The 22,849-nt window shown below is 71.2% G+C and carries 14 protein-coding genes and 2 CRISPR repeat arrays (1 of these 16 only partly in view); of the genes, 4 read left to right on the plus strand and 10 right to left on the minus strand.

Annotated elements, in window-relative coordinates; genetic code table 11:
• Nucleotides 1-2,924: direct repeats of the CRISPR family, unit length 29 nt; unit sequence GGGACCATCCCCGCAGGCGCGGGGAGCAC (it extends 6,254 nt beyond the left edge of the window).
• Nucleotides 2,925-3,016: 92 nt separating this feature from the next.
• The 9 genes from cas2e to ACZ4LX_RS13210 all read right to left on the minus strand — a co-directional run bounded on the left by cas2e (nucleotide 3,017) and on the right by ACZ4LX_RS13210 (nucleotide 17,957).
• A complete protein-coding gene (cas2e, locus tag ACZ4LX_RS13170; protein ID WP_467651209.1) occupies nucleotides 3,017-3,376 on the minus strand; it encodes a type I-E CRISPR-associated endoribonuclease Cas2e in 360 nt (119 codons plus the stop codon).
• A complete protein-coding gene (gene cas1e, locus ACZ4LX_RS13175) occupies nucleotides 3,373-4,350 on the minus strand; it encodes a type I-E CRISPR-associated endonuclease Cas1e (RefSeq protein ID WP_467651210.1) in 978 nt (325 codons plus the stop codon). Before cas1e ends, cas2e begins: the two co-directional genes overlap by 4 nt.
• A gap of 3 nt (nucleotides 4,351-4,353) precedes the next feature.
• Nucleotides 4,354-5,145 (minus strand): type I-E CRISPR-associated protein Cas6/Cse3/CasE, encoded by a 792-nt coding sequence (cas6e, locus tag ACZ4LX_RS13180; RefSeq protein ID WP_467651211.1) that lies wholly within the window; start codon nucleotides 5,143-5,145, stop codon nucleotides 4,354-4,356.
• Entirely contained in the window at nucleotides 5,145-5,927 is a 783-nt protein-coding gene (gene cas5e, locus ACZ4LX_RS13185) for a type I-E CRISPR-associated protein Cas5/CasD (RefSeq protein ID WP_467651212.1), read from the minus strand. Before cas5e ends, cas6e begins: the two co-directional genes overlap by 1 nt.
• Nucleotides 5,924-7,144, minus strand: a complete 1,221-nt coding sequence (gene cas7e / locus ACZ4LX_RS13190; RefSeq protein WP_467651213.1) for a type I-E CRISPR-associated protein Cas7/Cse4/CasC — start codon at nucleotides 7,142-7,144, stop codon at nucleotides 5,924-5,926. The genes cas5e and cas7e overlap by 4 nt, the downstream gene beginning before the upstream one ends.
• A 290-nt stretch (nucleotides 7,145-7,434) precedes the next feature.
• Nucleotides 7,435-8,145: a type I-E CRISPR-associated protein Cse2/CasB gene (gene casB / locus ACZ4LX_RS13195; protein WP_467651214.1), complete on the minus strand. Its 711-nt coding sequence runs from the start codon at nucleotides 8,143-8,145 to the stop codon at nucleotides 7,435-7,437.
• A complete protein-coding gene (casA, locus tag ACZ4LX_RS13200) occupies nucleotides 8,142-9,905 on the minus strand; it encodes a type I-E CRISPR-associated protein Cse1/CasA (protein ID WP_467651215.1) in 1,764 nt (587 codons plus the stop codon). Before casA ends, casB begins: the two co-directional genes overlap by 4 nt.
• A gap of 7 nt (nucleotides 9,906-9,912) precedes the next feature.
• Nucleotides 9,913-13,008: a CRISPR-associated helicase Cas3' gene (gene cas3 / locus ACZ4LX_RS13205; RefSeq protein WP_467651216.1), complete on the minus strand. Its 3,096-nt coding sequence runs from the start codon at nucleotides 13,006-13,008 to the stop codon at nucleotides 9,913-9,915.
• Nucleotides 13,009-13,239: 231 nt separating this feature from the next.
• A CRISPR array of direct repeats spans nucleotides 13,240-16,810; the repeat unit is 29 nt; unit sequence CTGCTCCCCGCGCCTGCGGGGATGGTCCC.
• 193 nt (nucleotides 16,811-17,003) lie between these two features.
• The gene (locus tag ACZ4LX_RS13210; protein ID WP_467651217.1) at nucleotides 17,004-17,957 is read right to left on the minus strand and encodes a LysR family transcriptional regulator; all 954 of its coding nucleotides are present in this window, start codon (nucleotides 17,955-17,957) and stop codon (nucleotides 17,004-17,006) included.
• A gap of 62 nt (nucleotides 17,958-18,019) precedes the next feature.
• Here ACZ4LX_RS13210 and ACZ4LX_RS13215 point away from each other — a divergent pair, with 62 nt between their 5' ends.
• The 4 genes from ACZ4LX_RS13215 to ACZ4LX_RS13230 all read left to right on the plus strand — a co-directional run bounded on the left by ACZ4LX_RS13215 (nucleotide 18,020) and on the right by ACZ4LX_RS13230 (nucleotide 21,624).
• The gene (locus tag ACZ4LX_RS13215) at nucleotides 18,020-19,318 is read left to right on the plus strand and encodes an MFS transporter (protein ID WP_467651218.1); all 1,299 of its coding nucleotides are present in this window, start codon (nucleotides 18,020-18,022) and stop codon (nucleotides 19,316-19,318) included.
• A 103-nt stretch (nucleotides 19,319-19,421) separates the two neighbouring features.
• Nucleotides 19,422-20,165, plus strand: a complete 744-nt coding sequence (locus ACZ4LX_RS13220; RefSeq protein WP_467651230.1) for a L,D-transpeptidase family protein — start codon at nucleotides 19,422-19,424, stop codon at nucleotides 20,163-20,165.
• Between the two features lie 98 nt (nucleotides 20,166-20,263).
• A complete protein-coding gene (locus ACZ4LX_RS13225) occupies nucleotides 20,264-21,262 on the plus strand; it encodes a sigma-70 family RNA polymerase sigma factor (RefSeq protein WP_467651219.1) in 999 nt (332 codons plus the stop codon).
• Nucleotides 21,259-21,624, plus strand: a complete 366-nt coding sequence (locus ACZ4LX_RS13230) for a hypothetical protein (protein ID WP_467651220.1) — start codon at nucleotides 21,259-21,261, stop codon at nucleotides 21,622-21,624. The genes ACZ4LX_RS13225 and ACZ4LX_RS13230 overlap by 4 nt, the downstream gene beginning before the upstream one ends.
• A 39-nt stretch (nucleotides 21,625-21,663) precedes the next feature.
• Here the strand turns inward: ACZ4LX_RS13230 and ACZ4LX_RS13235 are convergent, their stop codons facing one another.
• Entirely contained in the window at nucleotides 21,664-22,002 is a 339-nt protein-coding gene (locus ACZ4LX_RS13235; protein ID WP_467651221.1) for an STAS domain-containing protein, read from the minus strand.
• Between the last annotated feature and the right edge of the window lie 847 nt (nucleotides 22,003-22,849).

Consider the following 22,849-nt stretch of genomic DNA (forward strand, 5'->3'; position numbering starts at 1 on the left):
CTTCCGGCGATCATCTGAAGGCCGCCGGGGGGACCATCCCCGCAGGCGCGGGGAGCACATGAGCCACGACTACAGGCCCGGTGACGTGCTGGGACCATCCCCGCAGGCGCGGGGAGCACCACATCGAGCTGGACCCGCGCCTGCCCTCGCCGGGACCATCCCCGCAGGCGCGGGGAGCACTCTGTGTGGTTGCGGTCGGTTACCGGTTACCGGGGACCATCCCCGCAGGCGCGGGGAGCACTGCTGCTCCCTGACCTCGAGTTCCCGGATCCGGGGACCATCCCCGCAGGCGCGGGGAGCACAGAGGAGATGCAATGGCATCCGAGGAAGAGCTGGGACCATCCCCGCAGGCGCGGGGAGCACGTTCGGTGAAGTACTGCTGTGCTTGCCGTTTGGGGACCATCCCCGCAGGCGCGGGGAGCACCCGCTGCCTGAACACATCCGGAAGGACCCCAAGGGACCATCCCCGCAGGCGCGGGGAGCACGAGAGGATGCGGGAGATGTAGGAGCGGTGAATGGGACCATCCCCGCAGGCGCGGGGAGCACGATCCGCTTGTACTTCGGGCGCTTGGAGCTGGGGGACCATCCCCGCAGGCGCGGGGAGCACAGGGCCACGCGCGGCCCCCAGGTGTTGACGAAGGGACCATCCCCGCAGGCGCGGGGAGCACACGGCGTCGCCGCCCTTGATGTGGCGGGCCGGGGGACCATCCCCGCAGGCGCGGGGAGCACCCGCACGACGGCCTGTGTCCCGGCCAGCCCGCGGGACCATCCCCGCAGGCGCGGGGAGCACCGCGCGCTGGTCAACGGCTACCCGGCCAACTGGGGACCATCCCCGCAGGCGCGGGGAGCACTGACTCCAAGCTCGCCACCAGTGACCCGGACGGGGACCATCCCCGCAGGCGCGGGGAGCACCCGTTCGCGGTCGGCCTCGACCTGAACACGGCGGGACCATCCCCGCAGGCGCGGGGAGCACAACACGAGAGATCCCTTCGTTTGTGTTCTGGCGGGACCATCCCCGCAGGCGCGGGGAGCACGGGGACGTGGTGGGCCAGAGCTGCGGGGAGCAGGGACCATCCCCGCAGGCGCGGGGAGCACAGGCGCCGCACGGCGTCCGGGCCTGCCGCTTCGGGACCATCCCCGCAGGCGCGGGGAGCACCCGGTGGGCGCCTACGCCCACCACCACTACACGGGACCATCCCCGCAGGCGCGGGGAGCACCCTCCACCGGTGCCAGCCTGCGGCCCGAACACGGGACCATCCCCGCAGGCGCGGGGAGCACGCTTGAGGGCTTCGTAGTAGGGCTGGTGGTCAGGGACCATCCCCGCAGGCGCGGGGAGCACGGGTCCCCTTCGGAGTCCTGTTTCGGGTCCCCGGGACCATCCCCGCAGGCGCGGGGAGCACTACTGCCTTCTGTACGGAGCGACGGAGCCCGCGGGACCATCCCCGCAGGCGCGGGGAGCACGAACGGCCGCGCCTGGCCGAAGTCACTACGGTGGGACCATCCCCGCAGGCGCGGGGAGCACGACGTCGTCGACAACGTGGTGCGCGGCGGGGAGGGACCATCCCCGCAGGCGCGGGGAGCACCTTGCGGGAGAAAAGGCCCATTACGGCTCCTGGGGACCATCCCCGCAGGCGCGGGGAGCACGAGGACCTCCCCGGCCGTTTCCAGTTCTTCCAGGGACCATCCCCGCAGGCGCGGGGAGCACATGGGCGTCACCAAGGACCTGGACGACCGCCAGGGACCATCCCCGCAGGCGCGGGGAGCACCCAGCACCCCGAAAGAGTTCCCATGTCCATCAGGGACCATCCCCGCAGGCGCGGGGAGCACGCGACGGGTCAGCGCTTCTGGAGCGGGTGCACGGGACCATCCCCGCAGGCGCGGGGAGCACTCCGGTGATCTCGGGGAAGCGAGGCTCGTCCCAGGACCATCCCCGCAGGCGCGGGGAGCACTTCCTCGAGGGCCTGGCGGCCGTCGGCGAAGCGGGACCATCCCCGCAGGCGCGGGGAGCACGTTCACAGCTGCCAGTTCGGAAGTTTCACCGGGGGACCATCCCCGCAGGCGCGGGGAGCACGACTGGGGCGCTTCCCTTCGCGTGCCGGCTTCGGGACCATCCCCGCAGGCGCGGGGAGCACTTCGTTGCCGTCGAAGCCGAGCTGGTCGGCGTGGGACCATCCCCGCAGGCGCGGGGAGCACCAGTGCGACGAGCCGATGTTGTCCACGGTCGTGGGACCATCCCCGCAGGCGCGGGGAGCACAAGATCGACGAGCCCGCTGCGCATCCTTCGACGGGACCATCCCCGCAGGCGCGGGGAGCACATCACCGGATCCATCATTCTTGGCCCTGTGGGGGGACCATCCCCGCAGGCGCGGGGAGCACACGCGACTGCGTGCCTCCGGGCCCGGCGCTTCGGGACCATCCCCGCAGGCGCGGGGAGCACATCTGCAGGTTGTCGACGATGATCAGTTTGATGGGACCATCCCCGCAGGCGCGGGGAGCACCAGGTCAGAGCGCTGCCGCCCGGAGGCAGAGCGGGACCATCCCCGCAGGCGCGGGGAGCACGGTTCCATCGGCTCCGTGCCCAGGCTGCCCGCGGGACCATCCCCGCAGGCGCGGGGAGCACATGGGCGTCACCAAGGACCTGGACGACCGCCAGGGACCATCCCCGCAGGCGCGGGGAGCACGACAGCCACGCCGTGCTCCTCCGACAGGGCGTGGGACCATCCCCGCAGGCGCGGGGAGCACGCCGGAATTCGGCGCGCGGAGGTACGCGAGCCGGGACCATCCCCGCAGGCGCGGGGAGCACAGCGGGCCACAGCACGACAGGCACGGGAACCTAGGACCATCCCCGCAGGCGCGGGGAGCACCCGCAGAGCGACCGCGTCCAGTGAGGCGGCCCGGACCATCCCCGCAGGCGCGGGGAGCACTCTTCGTGACCTGCGGCTTTACTCGGCGACACAACGGTTTCTGACCACTTTCACCGAATCCGACAAAACCCCAAAAACCCGCATCAATGCCTTCACCCCCTCCCGAACCGCCGCCTCTTCGACGCCCTGCTCCAGCCAGGCTTCCCTCCACCCTCCGGCTTCTGCCTCAGCCCCGCATCCGCGCTCGGGCGGCAGATCAGTGTCAGGCCCTCATGGTCGATCGGGCGCCACTTGTGGTCGTGCGTACGGAAGGTGAAGCCCTGTTCGTTGTTGGTCGTGTGGGCCAGCAATGCGCGGCCCTGGTCCGCGTACTGCTGGACCTCCGCCCACAGGACGTCACGGATCCTCGCCGACGGGTTCCCGACGAACACGCCTGCGGAGATCTCAAGAAGCCAACGCGTGAGGAATCCTCGCAGGCCGGCTGGACAGTTGGTGAGGACAATCACCGTCACCAGAGCAGCGCCTCCCTCTCACCGATGCCCGCATCCGATTCGCCGTAGTTCCGCCCCGCCGCAACTACACGGCCGCCGTCGCTCTGGAGCGTCACGACATCCCTGTCGCCGGAGGTTGCCTCGCCTCCGTCGCCCGGGAGAAGCAGATGCTTGATGTCGTCGACGCAACGGTCAAGCAAAGAAAGTTCGTTGATGCGGTCACGCAAAGCGCGCCGCGTGCGCGACGCGACATCCTCGTCGCTCTCCGCGGCCACGTCGAACGCCAGGGGGATGCCCACTTCCGTCTTGTACAGGTCAGCGACATCGAGGACGAAGGACAGCTCGTGGCCGGAATGGACGAAGCCCAGGGCCGGGCTGCAGCCGAGTGCGGACACGACCGCGTGCGCGATGCCGTACATGCACTGGGCGGCCGCCGTGATCCCCTGGTTGACCGGGTCGCCGGCGGCGAAGTCTCCCGGCGTGTATTTCCGGCCGTGCCACGTGACGCCGGTGCGGGCCGCCTCCGCCCGGTAGCAGTCCTTGACGCGGCGGCCTTCGCAGCCGAGGAGTCCTTTACGGGTCAGTCCCGCCGGGTCCTCGTCGGGGAAGCGCAGCTGGTACATCGCGCGGGCGACCGACAGCCGGCTACGGGCGTTCGCCCACTGGATCGCCTGGGCCTCCGCAAGGACTGACGATCGCGTCAGGGCCCGGCCACCCGCGTAGTAGCGCACGCCCTGCTCTCCGACCCAGGCCACCGCGGCACCCGTCTCGCCCAGGACGCTCATCGCCTGGTGTGTGATCCGGGTACCGGGCCCCAGCAGCAGGGTGCCGATGGTCGCCGAGGGAATGTGCGTGGTGCCGTCCGCGTCCTCGGCGGTGATCGCGTTGGCGTCCCGGTGCACGGTGCAGCGCTCCAGGTAGATGAATGACGACCGGTCAGCCACCCTCGTGAGGTGGCGCGGTGTGAGGGCCGTACGTTGAGAGACGGTCGCCATGGGTCACCGTGCCCCGGCGATCGGTGCGAGAGTGAGCAGGCCGCATCCATACGCCTTCGCCTTGCCGATTCCCTGCGTGAGGGTGCGCCGCATGGCATCCGGATCGGTTACTTCCAGACGGCCGTCGAAGGTAACCGTCACAAGGCTGACTCGGCTGACTCGACTGACTCGGCTGCCCCGCCCGCCCTCGCCGCGGGGCTTGTCGAAGGCCAGCCCCCGCCGGTCGCCGACTGTCAGTTCGTAGCGGTCCCCGTGGTGCTCACGGTTGCTGTACGTGGTCCCGCCCGGGAGCAGACGTTCGCCGTGCGGCTTCTCGACCACTCGGAATCCACCGCGCTCCTGTCGGTCCAGGAGCCACGCCGTCTGATGCACCGGGGTCAGGTGCGCGGTGCGCTTGCGCGGCTCGTCCGCCTTTCGACGGATGTGGTGGACCGGGTTGGCCGTCAGCCGGAACGCCCACCGCTGCCCCTCCGCCAGACGGTCGAGGAACGGTGTATAGGGCCGGGTCACCCAGCCCGGCGTCTCCGGGTCCGCGGCGGCAGCGGGCCAGCCCGCCTGCTCCACGAGGTGCGTGAGGTCCGGCCGGTCCGGGCTCACGACGTACAGCAGCACTTCGGCCCACGCGTTCTGGTCGAGGCGCCACAGCACCCGCGGCCCGCCGGGGGACGCCGCCGGCTCCGTGGGCAGGAGGGCGGGGAACGACGCCATGACAGCCGCGTGCAGCACCTGGGGCGAGGCCAGCAGCCGGCGCGCACCCGGGCGAGCCGTGTTCATGCGGAAGCGGGTCAGGAACATCAGGCGCTCACCTCCGAGGCATCCGAGCCATCCCCGGCAGCCAAGGCATCCAAGGAATCCAAGGCATCCAGGGCGTCGAGGGGATCGTGCCGGGGCTGCCCGGCACGTCCGCGTGCGGCATCGAGGTGGGGAACGTCCACCGTCCTGATCACCACCGTGCGCAGCGCGTGCCGACGGTGCTCGGCAGCGAAGCTGAGGGGCTGGTCGCGCTGGTGGTCCGCATCATGTTCGCTCTCCTCGGCCTCGCGCAGGACGGCCAGGGCCACCGTGGACTCGTTCCTGTGCCTGCGGCGGTACCAGGGCGCGGCCTGCCACGGCTCGTCCGCGAGGGCCTGGTGAACGGAGTCGCCGTCGTGGAGCGCGAGCTCCACCGGGTGGGCAGGCGGGCACGAGCGCCGACCGAGGAACGGCGGGTACACGGGGGCGCGCAGCGCCTCGTACAGCCCGGTCAGGAGGCGGGTCTCGCCGGCGAGTGCGACGACGAAGACCGCGTCGGCCAGGTAGAAGCGCTCGGAGAGCGGCATGGAGGCCCCGGTGACGCGATGGTGCGCGGTCTGGAAGTCCCTTACGCGGGTGCCTGGTTGATCGATGCGGACGCCGAACCGCAGTGCCCCGAGCGCTGCCAGAGCCTCGTCGTCCCCTCTCTCGACACCGGCCGCCGCCGCGAGCAGCCCGATCACGCCGCTCTTCGTGGGCGCCGACTCGGTCGTACGGCGTGCGAAACGGGCTGAAGCGCCCCAGGACTGGAGGGGGCCCGCCAGTCGCATCGTCAGCACGCTCATGCGGGCTTCTCCAGGCGCTCGGCGACCGCCCGGCCCACCGAGGCGACGAGTTCGGTGATGCTGTCCGACTCCGTCCCGATGCCCGCGAGGCTCTGCGTGTTGGGGCCGACGCGGAGCACCCACGTAAGGGTGGAGTCCTCGTCACCGTAGGCCCGCTCGATGTCGGGGATGTACTCCGCCAGACGCGCGGAAGCCTCGGCCACATGCCCGCCGAGGCCGCCCCGGACGGGCTCCTCGAACGCGGCGACGAAGCTGATGGGCCGGGTGGTGCGGAGTTTGACGACGACGGCGTCGGGGAGCGTGTGGTGGCCGAACGTATTGATCTTGCCGGTGGGCAGGGACTCGATGAATCCCTGGACGAATGCTTCGGCAGCGCGGCGCACGGGGGTGGTACGCGATTCGTCGTCCCGCAGCCCTTCGCCCAGGTTGGCCGCCAACTGATGGACGCCGAGGGCGGCGTAGCGGTACAGGGTCGCGGAGTTGAAGTCGACGGTGCCGATCATTCCGGCGCCCGGCTCGGCTTCCGTGTTGTGGTCGTCGACGGCTGTGTAGTAGTCGGACTCGATCTCGACGCGGTGGACGCTGATGGCGTGCGCCACCTGGACCGCCGCGTCCACGTTGAAGTCGGCCGAGTCCGCGACCATCCGGCCGAACAACGCGATGTCCACCGAGTGCCGGGAGTCGGCGATCTGCCTGGCCCTGGCCTTGTTGTCCTTGTGCTTCAGGAACGTCGTGATGTCAGGGGCTCCCACGACAGCGAGGTCGGCCAGTCCGTCGAGCTGGCGCGCGCTGAGAAAGACCAGATACTTGGCCTGGGGCACCGGCTCCGCCTTCTCGTCGTCACCCGCGCCCTCTCCCGCCGCCGTGGCCTTCTTCGAGCCCTTCCGCGTGGGAATCTCGGTCTTGAGGCCCGTGGCGGCGATGACCTCGGCCGCCAGTTCCAGTGCTTCGGCCTCTGTCAGCGAGGCATCGAGCACGCGGATGCGGTCGGCCAGCACCTGGACGACCTTCTTGGTCCGCACACCGAGCTCGCCCGGGTCGAGAAGACTCTCGGCGCCGAAGTAGTCCCGGGTCGCCTTCTTCCACGCCTGGCTGGAGACGCGGGCCCGAGGCACACCTCCGTACACCGACATTTTCGGTGAGCCGGTGTCGTCCCGGTTCAGATTGCTCGGGGGAACGGTCTGCAGAGCGTGCACATCAATGTAGAAGCGGCTCACGAGGCATCCTTGTCGTTCTGGCTGGTGTCGGCCGGGGTCGGCCCGGGATGGTTTCGGATGAGATATCGCCTGCGGGTAGGGGAAGTTCGGGCTGTGGCGGCGGGGTCAGCAACGGGGACGGAGTGCCGGTGTGGTCAGGTCCTGTCCGCGTCCTAGGTCCCGTGGCCGAGGTCCCGTGGCCGAGGTCCCGTGGCCGAGGTCCCGTGGCCGAGGTCCCGTGGCCGAGGATGTCCGCCGCCCACCACCTGCCGTTCGACCTCGCCGGTTCCACACAACGGAGCTCGTGGAACTCAACCGGTAGCGCCCCAGCCGCCGCTCTGCTCGTCCCTGCTCTGCTCGTCCCTGCTGTTCTCGTCCCCGCTGTTTTCGTCCCCGCTGTTCTCGTCCTCTTCGTGCCGGGCGTGGAACGACCTCCCCCATTCCCTGCGTACGCAGTCCGGGCCGCCGGGACGCTGCCAGTCGTAGAGCTGTCCGGCGAGCAGCGCGTAGTCGAGCGGCAACTGCTCGCGGCGCAGCAGCAGGACGATGTCTCGCAGCCTCTGCGCCAGGGCGGGCAGATCAGGCGCCGAGCCGACCCTGACCAGCCTCTTTCGCAACGGCTCGTCGATCTCCCCCGGTTTCATCATGCGCCGCACGGCGGCGCCCACCCCGCGCGGCTTCCCGCGACTGTCCCGCTGGTGCATCCCGGCGTCGCGGCGGGACTGCTGGTGGAGAGCCCACAGCGTGAGAGCCGTGTGGAGGGCGTCTTCGGCACGGAACAGTTCTCGCTCACTCAACTCCCTTGCGCCCTCGCACGGTTCATGCAATGGAGATATATCGATGAGGCTCCACAGGTCGGGGAGCCGTCCGGCCTCCTGGCCGGCGCCTCGGCGGAGCCTGGCAAGGGCGGCCACGGAGCTGGATTCATCGGCCAGATAACCGCGTTGAAAACCTGCGATGCGTTCACCGGCGAGTCTCTGAACTCGGTGGCGAGGCGTGAGCGGTGCGCTTGTCGTCGTCATGCATGCCCTTTCGTGGCAGTCATGGCAGAGGTGGCTGAGGGGGCAGACGCGCCTGTCGCGGAATTCACAGATGTCGCAGATGTCGCAGATATCGTGGAAGTCGTCCTACCCGCTGGTGCGTTGTCCGTGCTCGCCGGTTGCTCGGGGAGGCGGGGATGGCCCAGGCGCGTATCCAGACGATGACGGAACCACCGGTTGGCGAGGCTGGAGTTGAGCCATTCCGTGCCCCCCTTGACCGCGATGACCCGCCCTTGCCAAGCGGCGTCTCCGGCCTGACCGATGAGTCGGTCGCCCAGGTGGCCGACGACCCGGTGGACTTGCCGCTGCCACTCGGTACGCAGCTCGTACGGATCCCCGCTGCCGTCGAGGGAGGCGAGCCAGGACCGGTAGCGGGTGCCCAGCGCGGCGAATCCGGAGTCCCTGGCAGCTGCCCGGGGGCCATCGCCCTCGGTCCCGGCGGCACGGGCGAGGTCCGTGGCGAGATCGCCGAGCGCGGTGACGGCCTCCTCCGCGTCCGTGACCGCGCTGATCGCCTGTTCGGCGAACTCGGGCCTGCGCCGGTGGAGCAGAACCACCGCCATGGCCACGCGGTCGCCGACGACCTCGTCGATCACCGACTGCTGCGTCCCGTACCGGGCTCCGACGATCCGGGCCATGACCGGGAACCCCTGCTCCAGCTCTCCTTCCGTGACCAGCCGGGAAATCCACTCGAAGCCCCGGGGCGGCAGATGGGCGGCGGCGTCCGCCCCCTGCGTGGCTTCGCTCCGGCCGGCGATCAGTGAACCGAGTCCCCGCCAGGCGGAGCGGGCGGGATCGTGTTCACGGGGCATGTAGACGACCGGCTCACCGTGCTTCTTCTCCTGGGCCTTGCTGCGGCGCCAGGCTGTCATCGGTTCCCAGCCGTGGGTGTTGCGGACGGTGAGCGGATCTCCGTAGCCGAGGACCACGCCGTGCACACCGTCACCGTCCGCGTGGAGCAGGATCCGCCGGGACTGCCAGGTGTAGAGGTCGCGTACGCCCGTGGGCTGCCGTAACGGCCCCGCTCCCGGCCCACACGGCTCACGGCGCCAGGCGGGGCGGTCGTCACCGCCCTCTCCCTCACTCAGGCCGGGGGTGTCCGAGGGCGCCACCAGATTGAGCAGCAGCGTCTCCCGCAGGGTGCTTCCCTCCGCGTAGACGCCCCCGAGATTCCCGGCCCAGCCGACGCCGAGCGGGTAGACCCGCCCGCCCTTCACCCGGTCGTCGCCGACCACGCCGGTCTTGATGCCGGACGTGTCGTACGCGTGCGCGTGGACGACCCATCGGGCCGCTTCCGCATACGTGAGCCGGTCGGCTGCGGGCATCCGCGAACTGAAGAAGGGTGCCCCGTTGGGAACATCGGCCACGATGCGGTTGAGGGAGAACACCTCCCCCTTCGCCGTGTGCAACCCGGCGACCTGGAAGAACGGCATACGTGCGTCGAAGAGACCGAACCGCTCACGGTGGTCCCGAAGGTACGCCCCCACCGGAGCGAAGCAGTCGTCATCGGCCCAGAGCTCGGCCCAGTGCTCGACATCGCGCGGCCCGTCGAGCGCGTCGTGTGCCACGGCGAGCAACAGCCGTATCAGTGCGAACTCCTGGGTGGGCAGGTCGCCGACGATTCTCCGCAGGCTGCCGGCCTGGCCGAAGAGCTGCCGCAGCGACAGCTCGTCCTGGCCGCCGTCCTGCCGGAGCACCGGAATCCAGGGCCTCTCGGTGAGGTCGAACGACTCTGCGCACATGGCCACTTCATCTTCCCGGGGCATGGGTCACCTCAAGACCGTCGCTCTCGCTGTAGCTCAGGGAATGGCCTGCCAGGCGGGTCTGACCATTCTCATCGAGCGCGAGAATCAGCTGGCCGGAGAGCCAGGGGCACTCCTTCACCTGCCATGCGGGTACGTACAGTTCCGCCTCCAGTTCGGCGATGGCGCGATCCATGACCTCGGCGTACGAGAACTGGATCGGCAGCCTCAGTCCGCAACTCGCCGCCGCCCGCGCCGCATGCCGGGGCGGAGGCTGGTCGCGGGGCAGCTCCAGGCCCCCAAGCGGTCTGCCGTGGCGGTCCGGAGCCAGCCACGGAACCGTCACCAGCGTCCCGTCGGCGCGCCGCTGCACCACGACGACTTCCAGGCTCTCCCTGCTGTCACGGACCTGAGCCCGCCCCGCCCGGGTGTCGTCGGCGTCTCCCACCCCGGCGGCAACCCATCCGAACAGCGGCCTGCCCGCAGCCCCGACCTTCCCCAGTCGGAACACGGCCGCACGACGCGCCTGGTCGGCACGGTGCCGCTCGTACCGCTCCCGCGCCTCGGCCATCGCCTCCGCCCAAGCCGTCGGCCCTTCGGCCCCTGCGCGGCCTTGGGCGTGGGCGGCCCCCTCGGGATGGGTGGCCTCCTCGGCGTGGGCGGTCCCTCCGACCTCCTCTCCGGCCTTCTCGGCGTAGGCGGCCTGGACCAGCGGGCTGATGTCGTCGGGAAGTCGTACGGGACGGGATCCCGCCCGCGCGAAATGAGGCAGGAGCACGGCGGCGGAACGCAGGAGCGCGTACGCGCCGTACACAGCCACCGACCCCCGTACGGGAACCGGAACTTCCGCATCCCAGTCCACCCCCGTGACCAGACAGCGCGCCTTGCGCAACCGCTCGGGACGGTCCTGCTGCGCCACGCCACGCTCGTGCCGATGGAGACGCCCCATGCGCTGGAGCAGGAGGTCGACCGGGCAGAGGTCGGTGACGAGCAGGTCGAAGTCGACATCGAGGGACTGCTCGGCCACCTGGCTGGCCACCACGATGTGCGGCCCGGCCGGACGGCCCCGAGCTGTCCCTGGAGGGCCGAAGCGCCTGAGAAGATCCGCGTCCTTCGCTGCCCGGTCGACATCGATGAAGCACGAGTGGGCGACCGTCACCTGCTCGTCGCCGAACCTGTCCCTGAGCGCCTTCGCTGTCTCCAGCACCCGCTTGACGGTGTTGCGTACGACGAGGACACAGCCACCGCCCTCCAGTTCACCGGCGAGCCGCCCGACCAGGACGTCGATGCCGTCGTCGATCCGTTCCAGTACGACGTCCGTACGGCGGCCGGATGCCTCGGGCTGCCGTACGACCGGCGCCCGGCCGCGGCTCGCGGCGGTCAGCAACGGATAGGCGGTGGCCTCGCCCACTGCGTCGAGCGCGCCCCTGCCGTCGTCCCCGTTCTCCCCTCCGCTCCTTCCACTGCTCTCCTCGCAGCTCCTTCCACCTCTCTCCTCGCTGCCGCTCTCCTCGCTGCCGGCGTACGCCTCCACCAGCTCGCGCCGCCTGCCTGCGGGCAGGGTCGCCGACAGCACCACCACGGGCACCCGGTACGCACCCAGCCACGCCAGGACACGGTCGAGATAGACACTCATGTACGTGTCGTACGCATGCGCTTCGTCGATGACGACGACCTTCCCGGCGACCGCGAGATGCCGCATCGCCAGGTGCCGGCTCTTGAGCCCGGCGAACAGCAGTTGGTCGATGGTTCCGGCGACGAAGGAGGAGAGCATGGCCTTCTTGCGTCCGCGCAACCAGGCATGGGCGACGAGTTCGGCGGGAGCGGCAGGCGTCTCATCGCTCGGCCGCCAGCGCGGTGTGCCCGGTGCGTCGAGTTCCACGGCGGCGATCCGCCGCCCGCCGTCGCGCATGAGCTCGGCGAAGTCCTCGTTCAGCGCGGACTTGGAGTGGGCGAGCAACACGGAGTGCTCGGCGCCCCGGGCCGAAGGAAGCCGTCTGATCCACTTAAGGAGACGGGGGAACATGGCGTTCCCGGTTGCCATGGTGGGCAGCGCGAAGAACACTCCACCGGCCCCGGAGCGGGCGGCGAAGATCTCGGCGGCCGCGAGCGCGGCCTCGGTCTTGCCCTCGCCCATGGGCGCCTCGATCACCATCAGACCGGGCTCCGCCATGGAACGGGCCAGTCCGACGACCGCCTCCTGAACGGGGCGCGCCTTCGCCCCATCCGGGAGGCCGAAGCGTGTGGCGATGAGCTGCTGAGCGTCCTCCGCAGGCTCGTCCGGGGACCACGGCGCGGGAAGGTCGAGCCCGCGCCAGGCCGCGGCGACGCGCTCCTCGCTGCTGCGGGCGGCGTCCTGCGGGAAGTAGGGAAAGAGATCAGCATTGCTGGCGATCCAGTCGGCGACGATCACCAACGATGTAAGCAGCACCTGTGCGCTCTGCGGCAGCCGCACCGACCGCCACGCGCCCAACCGGCCCTGTACGCCGTACTCGTCCGCACACGCGTCGAGCAGTTCACCCTGCACCCTCCGCCACACGGCTTCGCTCGCCCCGGGCGTACGCAGCAGGTGCCCATGCCTGTACAGAGCGGCGATCTGCCCATGCTCCGGCGGCACGCCGTGATGCCCACCGACGACGACGGTGACCTGACCGACCTGCTTCACCGTCCAGCCATGCCGGTCCCGCAACCACTCCCCGAGCAGCACTTGACCGGCAAGCCCGTGCGGCGCGAGGCGGCGGTCCGCCCCGATGGCCTTGGCCGAGCGCATTGCCAGCCCCTGGTCACGCATGAGGTCCGCGAGGGGATCGACCTGGCAGGCGAAGGCGGGCGTCGCCTTACCGATGTCGTGCACCCCCGCCAACCACACGGCGAGCTTCCGCCCGTCCCGCTGCCCTTCCGGCAGTGGCGCGCCGACCAACTCCCGGACGCTCGCCGGCAACCACGTGTCCCACAACAACCCGGCGACTGCGGCACTGTCCTCCATGTGCCGCCACAACGGCAGCCACCCCTCGGAGTCCCAGTCGTGCTTGGCCCACACGGTGCGGACGGGTCCGGTGAGCACGGCCTGGAGTCCGGAGCGGGTGGCTCGCTCTGTCGTCATGCCAGATGAATACAGGGAGCGGGCTGCGCGGGATGTTGATACGACGGAACTTGCGCACATTCAGGGGACATTGCAGCGAAGCCGCGGTGGCGAGTGGGCACAGGAACTATGTTTGAATCTTTACGCTGCCGCCAACTCGTGGACAGATGAGGAGGATTGCCCCAGATGTCGGACTTCGCGCAAGTGGTCAAAACTAGCGCCTCCGCGCCGTAAAACCGCAGCTCACGCAGTCTGCTCCCCGCGCCTGCGGGGATGGTCCCGCTACACAGCGACTGCCTCTGATGCATCACTCCTGCTCCCCGCGCCTGCGGGGATGGTCCCCCCACAGGGCCAAGAATGATGGATCCGGTGATCTGCTCCCCGCGCCTGCGGGGATGGTCCCGACCCGGCCCTGGCCGCCGTCCTGTCCGCCATCTGCTCCCCGCGCCTGCGGGGATGGTCCCAGGAACGGGGCGCTCTCCATCCGCTCCACGATCTGCTCCCCGCGCCTGCGGGGATGGTCCCCGGAGCCCGCGTAGCTGAGATTGGGCGGCGGGCTGCTCCCCGCGCCTGCGGGGATGGTCCCAACGGCGCCGGGCCGGATGAGACGAACCGCCCCTGCTCCCCGCGCCTGCGGGGATGGTCCCGGCCGCACCATCGCCACCGGCCTCGCCGTCCTCTGCTCCCCGCGCCTGCGGGGATGGTCCCGTCAGCCCGTGCTTCTCCCGCTGCTGGCGCAGCTGCTCCCCGCGCCTGCGGGGATGGTCCCTCGTGCCCACCCGCCCCGAGCCCTACAACCCGCTGCTCCCCGCGCCTGCGGGGATGGTCCCTCCACGGTCATCCGCTCCCAGCTCCTCATCGGCTGCTCCCCGCGCCTGCGGGGATGGTCCCCCTCTACATGGCGGTCTACAACGCGCTTGTCGCTGCTCCCCGCGCCTGCGGGGATGGTCCCGGACAAGGTCAAGCTGACAGAAGGACGCCACTCTGCTCCCCGCGCCTGCGGGGATGGTCCCGCGGCTGGGACACCACCACTGCCGCAGCCACCCTGCTCCCCGCGCCTGCGGGGATGGTCCCCGGGCCGCCTCACTGGACGCGGTCGCTCTGCGCTGCTCCCCGCGCCTGCGGGGATGGTCCCGACGGGCCGCAGCTCGACATCGATCGTGGCCACTGCTCCCCGCGCCTGCGGGGATGGTCCCTAGAGAGTTCATTGACATAGCTAGAGAGCTTCCTGCTCCCCGCGCCTGCGGGGATGGTCCCTGATCGCCGAACACTGTCAGGGCGACCCCGAGCTGCTCCCCGCGCCTGCGGGGATGGTCCCAGGTGGCGGCCCTGAGCCCCCGCGCGCCGCCGCTGCTCCCCGCGCCTGCGGGGATGGTCCCTTCCCGCCGCCGCCCGCGCCGTCCCTCGAGGAGAACTGCTCCCCGCGCCTGCGGGGATGGTCCCCAGCCGGGGCCCAAGAAGACGGGTCTGCGTCGCTGCTCCCCGCGCCTGCGGGGATGGTCCCTACATCTCCGAGAAGCCGGACAGCCCCGGCTACTGCTCCCCGCGCCTGCGGGGATGGTCCCACCTGGGGGCCGCGCGTGGCCCTGGGCGCGACCTGCTCCCCGCGCCTGCGGGGATGGTCCCCACCTCCGCACCCGCTGAACCGACCCCGTGAGCTGCTCCCCGCGCCTGCGGGGATGGTCCCGTGATGACCGCGAACGCACGCAACTGCCGGGGCTGCTCCCCGCGCCTGCGGGGATGGTCCCTCGTCGACAACTCGGTCGACGAGCTCCAGAGACTGCTCCCCGCGCCTGCGGGGATGGTCCCACGGGGAACGTCTCCTCCGTCTCCATCGACGGCTGCTCCCCGCGCCTGCGGGGATGGTCCCTCGCGGGGACCGGCCTTGCCTCCCTTGTCGACCTGCTCCCCGCGCCTGCGGGGATGGTCCCCAACAGCGTCCGGCCAAGCGGCCCGGGCCCGGGCTGCTCCCCGCGCCTGCGGGGATGGTCCCGAACCTTGAGGACGTCCTCTTCGGCACGGGCCCTGCTCCCCGCGCCTGCGGGGATGGTCCCGATGTCGTCAAGGCCCGGTCCGCGCTGCTGCGCTGCTCCCCGCGCCTGCGGGGATGGTCCCGCCTGCTTGAGATCGGCGGCACTGAGGGTGGGCTGCTCCCCGCGCCTGCGGGGATGGTCCCCCGAAAATCCTGGCAGCCGCCGAACGCCAGCTCTGCTCCCCGCGCCTGCGGGGATGGTCCCGGCACAGGCACGTCAACGCGCCGCTGAGCACCCTGCTCCCCGCGCCTGCGGGGATGGTCCCGCCTGCTTGAGATCGGCGGCACTGAGGGTGGGCTGCTCCCCGCGCCTGCGGGGATGGTCCCTTCAGCGGCCAGGCCGGAGTGCCCGGCTGTTCCTGCTCCCCGCGCCTGCGGGGATGGTCCCCGTCTCGCCGGGGCTGCTGAGATCGGCGGTCCCTGCTCCCCGCGCCTGCGGGGATGGTCCCTGGCACTCCAGTAACAGCACGTCACCGGGCCTCTGCTCCCCGCGCCTGCGGGGATGGTCCCACCTCCGCCGACGGCTCCCTCGACCCCACCGCCTGCTCCCCGCGCCTGCGGGGATGGTCCGCGGTAACGGGGGCGGACGCCGGGCCCAACAGCTGCTCCCCGCGCCTGCGGGGATGGTCCCGGCTGGCTGCTCGAACACCAGACGACCGGCCACTGCTCCCCGCGCCTGCGGGGATGGTCCCAGGTGCATCACGTCCGGGATCGCCCGGCCGATCTGCTCCCCGCGCCTGCGGGGATGGTCCCTGCCCCTACCCGAGCCCGAACAGGAGACTCCCCTGCTCCCCGCGCCTGCGGGGATGGTCCCTGGGTGTCTTGTACGGCAGGTGCTCCGCCCATCTGCTCCCCGCGCCTGCGGGGATGGTCCCGTCCGGGGGGTCTGGGACCGGGCCGTGGACGCCTGCTCCCCGCGCCTGCGGGGATGGTCCCAGTGAGAACCACGGAGATGTGGATCTGCGAGTCTGCTCCCCGCGCCTGCGGGGATGGTCCCCCACCGGTCGAAACAGGTTCAGCCAGCTCGGGCCTGCTCCCCGCGCCTGCGGGGATGGTCCCGCGGAAGCGCTCACGAAGTCCCGGGCGGTGGCCTGCTCCCCGCGCCTGCGGGGATGGTCCCCGGCGCAGAGGAGATTCCATGCTTGACGATGACTGCTCCCCGCGCCTGCGGGGATGGTCCCGAGGCCGACGGGCACCGTCAGGCGCAGGCGCGCTGCTCCCCGCGCCTGCGGGGATGGTCCCGAGGACGGGCCCGTCAGCGCCTCGACCAGCTGCTGCTCCCCGCGCCTGCGGGGATGGTCCCCCCTCTCCAACTCCCTCTCTTCCTACTGCTACCTGCTCCCCGCGCCTGCGGGGATGGTCCCATCACGGTGCCTGTACAGGTGACTGTGCCCGTCTGCTCCCCGCGCCTGCGGGGATGGTCCCGTGGAGCGGACCTGGTGGGACAGGCCGATCATCTGCTCCCCGCGCCTGCGGGGATGGTCCCGCGGCTAGGTCGCGGGTGCCCAGCGTGTCCGGCTGCTCCCCGCGCCTGCGGGGATGGTCCCGGCTGCTTGCAGCGGCCGCACATCAGCCCGCCCTGCTCCCCGCGCCTGCGGGGATGGTCCCCGTACGAGCGGCAGCCACGTCCCCTGCGGGAGCTGCTCCCCGCGCCTGCGGGGATGGTCCCGTGGGCAGGCGACAAGCGGGAGAAGGCGTCTGCTGCTCCCCGCGCCTGCGGGGATGGTCCCCGGATTCCGTCATCGGACGGAGGTTCCCCCGCCTGCTCCCCGCGCCTGCGGGGATGGTCCCTTCTGGATGTTCCAGAGGCTGGTGCTGGCCATCTGCTCCCCTCATGCGCGGGGGATGGCCCCGCACCGCAAATAGCAGGATCTTGCCCGAAGCGTTGTTCGCCGCATGACGCGGGGCTGGCCTCCCCACCCCCGGCACACCCCGGCACACCCATCCCCCACCCCCGCACCCCCACCCCCATCCCCCCACCCCCTCAGTCCGGCAGCAGGTTCCCCCGTCGCGACAGCAGGAACTTCTTGAACGCCGCCACCGGCGGGGTGTCCGGGTGGCCGTCCAGCCAGGCCACACCGATCTCCCGAGCGGCCCGCGGTGCCGTCACCGTCAGTTCCACCACTCCGGGGCGGGCCACCGCCGGAGGCGGGAGCAGTGCGACGCCCAGGCCTGCCGCGACCAGGCCGCGCAGGGTCTCCGCCTCCTCGCCCTCGAACGCGACGCGGGGGACGAAGCCCGCCTCCGTGCAGAGGTCGTCCGTGATGCGGCGGAGCCCGTAGCCGGGTTCCAGGGTGACGAAGGTTTCGTCGGCGGCCTCCGCCAGGCGGACGCGGCGGCGGGAGGCCAGGCGGTGGTCCTCGGGGACGACCAGGCGCAGGCGCTGTTCGTCCAGGCGGCGGGCCACCAGGTCCGGGGCGTCCGGGACGGGTGAGGTGAGGCAGAGGTCGAGGCCGCCCGCGCGGAGGCGTTCGATCATGGCTTCGCCGTAGTTCTGGACGAGCTGGAAGCGGACCCGGGGATGGTCGGCGCGGAAGGCCCGGATCAGGGCGGGGACGGTTTCGGAGCCCATCGTGTGGAGGAAGCCGAAGGCCACCTTGCCCGCGGCGGGGTCGGCGTCGGCCCGTACCGAGTCGGCCGCCTTCTCGACCTCCGCGAGGGCGCGTTCCGCCGAGCCGAGGAAGGTGCGGCCGGCGGGGGTGAGGGAGACCGTGCGGCCCCTGCGGGCGAACAGGGCGACGCCCAGGTCCTGTTCCAGGCGGACCATCGCCCGCGAGAGGGTCGACTGGGGGACGCCCAGCTCGTGCGCGGCGCGGGTGACGTGTTCGTGGCGGGCGACGGCCTCGAAGTACGCGAGGCGCGGTGCGAGAACCGCGCGGATGTCTTCTTCGTAACTGCTTGGTGACAGCCGAGGCTGTGAGCTGTACTGATGCGCCATGGGATTAATTATGGCGGGTTTGTGCATTGGACGCATGAAAGGTGCCGCCCTACTTTGGTGGCATGCCTCCTGCCAGTACCGGGGCGTCCACCCTCACCGTGGCCGCCTCGTCCCAGACCTCCCCCGTATCCGCCGCACCGGACCGGCTCGAACCCGGTGGCCCCGGCTACCGCAGGATGAGCTTCGCGCTCTTCGCCGCCGGTGTCGCGACGTTCGCCCTCCTCTACTCCACCCAGGCCCTGCTGCCCGCCGTCTCCGCGTCGTTCGGCGCCACGGCCGGCCAGGCGAGCTGGACGGTGTCCGCCGCGACGGGTGCGCTGGCGCTGTGTGTGCTGCCGATGAGCGCGCTGTCCGAGCGGTTCGGGCGACGGCAGATGATGACCGCCTCCCTGGTGGTCGCGGTGACCGTGGGGCTGTTCGTGCCGTTCGCGCCCTCGCTCGGCTGGCTGATCGCGCTGCGCGCCGTCCAGGGCGCCGCGCTCGCCGGTCTGCCCGCCTCCGCGATGGCGTACCTGGCGGAGGAGGTCCGGCCGAAGGCGCTCGTCGCCGCGATCGGGCTGTTCGTGGCCGGTAACAGCATCGGCGGGATGAGCGGCCGTATCCTCACCGGCTGGATCGCCCAGCTGTGGGGCTGGCGGGCGGCGCTCGGCGCGGTCGGGCTGCTGGCCGTGGCCTGTGCCGTCGTCTTCCACTTCATGATCCCCAGGGCCCGGCACTTCACCCCCGGTTCGCTGAACCCGAAGGCCCTGGCCAGGACCGTCGGCGGGCACCTCGCCGATCCGCTGCTGCGTCGGCTGTACGCGATCGGCGCACTGTTCATGACGGTGTTCGGCGCGGTCTACACGGTGATCGGCTACCGGCTCGTCGAGGCGCCGTTCAGCCTCCCGCAGGGTGTCGTCGGCTCCATCTTCCTCGTCTATCTGGTCGGTACGGTGTCCTCCGCCGCCGCGGGCAGGCTCGTCGGCCGGCTCGGGCGCCGGGGCGCGCTCTACCTCGCCGTCTCCACCACGGCCGCCGGTCTGCTGCTCTCGCTGGCCGACCAGCTGGCAGCCGTACTCCTCGGCCTGGTCCTGATCACGGCGGGCTTCTTCGCCGGGCACGCGGTCGCCTCGTCCTCCGTGAGCCGTACGGCGACCAAGGGCCGCGCCCAGGCGTCGGCGCTCTACCAGTCGGCGTACTACCTGGGCTCCAGCGCGGGCGGCACGCTCGGCGCGGTGGCCTTCCACGCCGGGGGCTGGGCGGGCACGGTCGCGCTGGGTCTGGCCGCGGTGCTCGGTGTCGTCTCGATCACTCTGTACGGGTCACGGGCGGCGCGTGCTCAGCGGGTGCGGGCGGCAGCCCTGGTGCCCGTACAGAACTGAGACATTCGGCGCACAACCATCGACTCCCCGACGCGCGTCTTGCAGGCGGAAGCACCGCATAGCGCGCGAAGGGGAGTTGGCGTTCATGGGAGTCGTCGAGGTCATGGGATCCATACGGAGCGTAAGGAGTGCGGGGGGTGTACGAGGAGTGGGGAGCGTACGGACCCGGCGCGGGCTCGCGCTGGCGGTCGCCGGTCTGACCGCCGTGCCGGCGTTCGTGCTCGGCACCGGCACCACCGCCCAGGCGGCGTCGTGCACGACGTCCAAGGGGCCGTACCAGAAGCAGGTCGAGAAGTACCTGCACCGCAAGGTGGACGGCAAGCAGTCGGCCGCCGACTGCAAGGCGATCCGCTCGTTCCAGAGCACGTACGGGGTCACGCCCACCATCGGGTACGCGGGCCCGATCACCTGGCGCACCATGCAGACGCTGACCGCCCAGAAGGCCGCGGGCAAGAACCCGAACAAGGCCAAGAAGTGCCCCACCAACAAGGGCCGCATCGCCTGCGTGGACCTGACCCGGCAGATCACCTGGATCCAGGACGGCAGCAAGCTGAGGTTCGGCCCTGTGCCGGTGCGGACCGGGCGGGACGGGTACGAGACCCGGACCGGGGCGAAGAAGATCTACTGGAAGCACAAGAACCACGTCTCGTCGATCTACAACGTGGCGATGCCGTACTCCCAGTTCTTCGACGGCGGGCAGGCGTTCCACGCGGTGGGCGTGAAGATGTGGAACCCGCCGGGCTCGCACGGCTGCGTCAACATGCGCACCGCCGACGCGAAGTCGTACTGGAACCTGCTGAAGACCGGTGACGACGTGTACACGTACGGGCGCAAGCTCGGAACGTGACCGCTTCTGCTCTTCCCGCCCCTGTTGTCAGTGGCTTGCGGTAGCTTCCGAAGTGCTGGAGTGAGCGGTGCCACAGCGCAACAGGGGTGAGCGGAAGCATGAGTGATCTGACGGCGACGACGACCGATCTCGACAGCCGTCTGGAGGGACACCGGGTCGAGCTGACCGGCTACTGCTACCGGATGCTCGGCTCGGCCTTCGAGGCGGAGGACGCGGTCCAGGACACGCTGGTGCGCGCGTGGCGCAACATCGAGAAGTTCGAGGGCCGTTCGTCGCTGCGGTCCTGGCTGTACCGCATCGCGACGAACGTCTGCCTCGACATGCTCAACGCGGGCAACAAGCGCGCCAGGCCGATCGATCTGTCCGGCCCGACGCCGCTCGCGCAGGCCGCGCTCAATCCACTGCCGGAGAACACCTGGCTGGAGCCGATGCCGGACGGGCGGATCCTGCCGACGGTCGCGGACCCCGCGGAGGCCGCCGTCGCGCGCGAGTCGGTGCGGCTGGCGTTCGTCGCCGCGCTCCAGCATCTGCCGCCGAAGCAGCGGGCGGTGCTGATCCTGCGCGAGGTGCTGGCGTGGAAGGCGGCCGAGGTCGCCGAGCTGCTCGACACCTCGGTCGCCTCGGTGAACAGCGCGCTCCAGCGGGCCCGGGCCACGCTGACCGAGCACCAGGACGACGCCGCCACCGCCGACGCGGCGAACCCGCTCGACGAGGAGCAGCGCAAGCTCCTTGAGCGGTATGTGGCGGCGTTCGAGGGCTACGACATGAAGGCACTGACCGCGCTCCTCCATGAGGACGCCATCATGACCATGCCGCCGTTCGACCTCTGGCTTCAGGGGCACGACGACATCACGGGCTTCATGCTCTCCATCGGCGCGTCCTGTGCGGGTTCCCGGCTGGTCGCGACCTCGGCCAACGGCACCCCGGCGTTCGCGCACTACAAGCCGAACCCGGAGGGGCCGGGCTTCGTGCCGTGGGCGGTGCAGGTCATCGACATCCAGGACGGTGCGATCACCGGAATGCACTGCTTCCTGGACACCCCGCGCTGGTTCCCGCTGTTCGGGCTGCCCGATCATCTGGACGCCGATGCCGCGTGAGGCCTCGGCTCGTGCGGGGGCTGGTCGCGGGGTGGGTGGTACTGGCCGTCGCCGGGTGGGGCGTCACGCAGTGGGTCGGTGAGCCGGCGGCGACGTCGGGACCGGCCCACGTCGTGCCGCCCGCCTCCGGCGCGGAACCGGGGCCGCAGCCGGAGTCCGACTGCGAGGGGTCGGCCGCCCGGGCTGCGGAGCGGTCGCGGGCCCGGACGCCGGATATCTCCTCGCCACCGGTCCGTTCCTCGGCACCGGCTCCCTCGCCCCCGGCCACCGCCTCCCCGGCGAAGGACTCGGCCGTGGGGGCAGACGGGCAGGCCCGGCTCACGCAGGTGGTCTGCGACTACGCGGTGTACGACCGGCCCTGAGGTACGGCGCCCACCCCGCCCATGGCCGCGCCCACCCCTTCAGAGGCCGGGCGTCCCGCCCGCCTCCGCCTCCGTTGCCGCCGCGTCGGCCAGATCCACCACCTCGGCCAACCCCACGAGATCCAGCAGGTGTTGAAGTCCGGGCGGCGTCCCGCGCAGCCGCAGCCTTCGGCCGCCCGCCCTGCGCGCGACCAGCGACAGACGGGCGATCGCCTCCACCGTGGCCAGGTCCGGCTCGACGACGCCGCCGATGTCGCAGTCCACCACCGCGGCGTCCGACGCGGCCAGTACCGTCTCCAGCTCCGCACAGAGGCGTGGCGTACCCGCCCGGGTGAGGCGTCCGGAGAGGACGAGTGCGGCCGACGGCAAGGGATCCATACCAGGGAGACCGGTCCGGCGGCCGAAACTCATCGCCTGGCCGTTCTCCACTTCCCGCCGGACCCGAGTGCCCTCTTCTCCAGCTCCTCGGGGACGCCTCGGTCTCCCCCGAGCTGTCCTTGAGCTGCCCTTGGACCTCTCCGGTGCCCTCGTAACGGCCGCTCCGCCGTTTCGCAGGACCGCTCAGCAGGCGCCCGACAGCCGCTGAAGATCCCCCCACTTCGGTCATCTGTGTGTCTACTGTGAACTCGTTCGATCACATCCCCCTCTATACGGGTGAAACAGGCGGCCCCGGTGCGTGCATCGGTGCCGCCTGCCTACCGGCCCTCTCGGGGGCCGCCTGATTCTCCAGGGGGAGAGTTGTGCAGACACGTGAGAAGAGCGTGTGTTTCAACCGTCGCCACAGCGGCGGCCGTGGCGCTCACGGCCGGGTTGACCACCCCGGCCGTGGCCCGCGACAACAGCCCGTCGCAGCCGGCCGCCGGTTCCTCCGGCGCACGGCATCAGCTGACGCTCATCACCGGCGACCGCGTCACCGTGGATGCCAAGGGCCGGGTCGTGGGCTTCCGTCCCGCGGCGGGACGCGAGCACATACCCGTGCAGCGGCAGATGTGGGACGGGCACACCGTGCTCGCCCCGTCCGACGCACACCGGCTGATCACTTCCGGAAAGCTGGACCGCCGGCTGTTCGACGTCACGGAGCTGAGCCGGGCGGAGAACCGCAGAGCGCAGAAGTCGGGCCTCAAGCGAAAGCTGCCGGACGGCCTCGTACGACGACGGCCCGCCAGGACGGTTCTCACCGTTCCGGCGGGCCGTTCGTGCAGGAACGCGCGGGGTCAGGCGATGC

This window comes from Streptomyces sp. NPDC026062 (assembly GCF_055568375.1).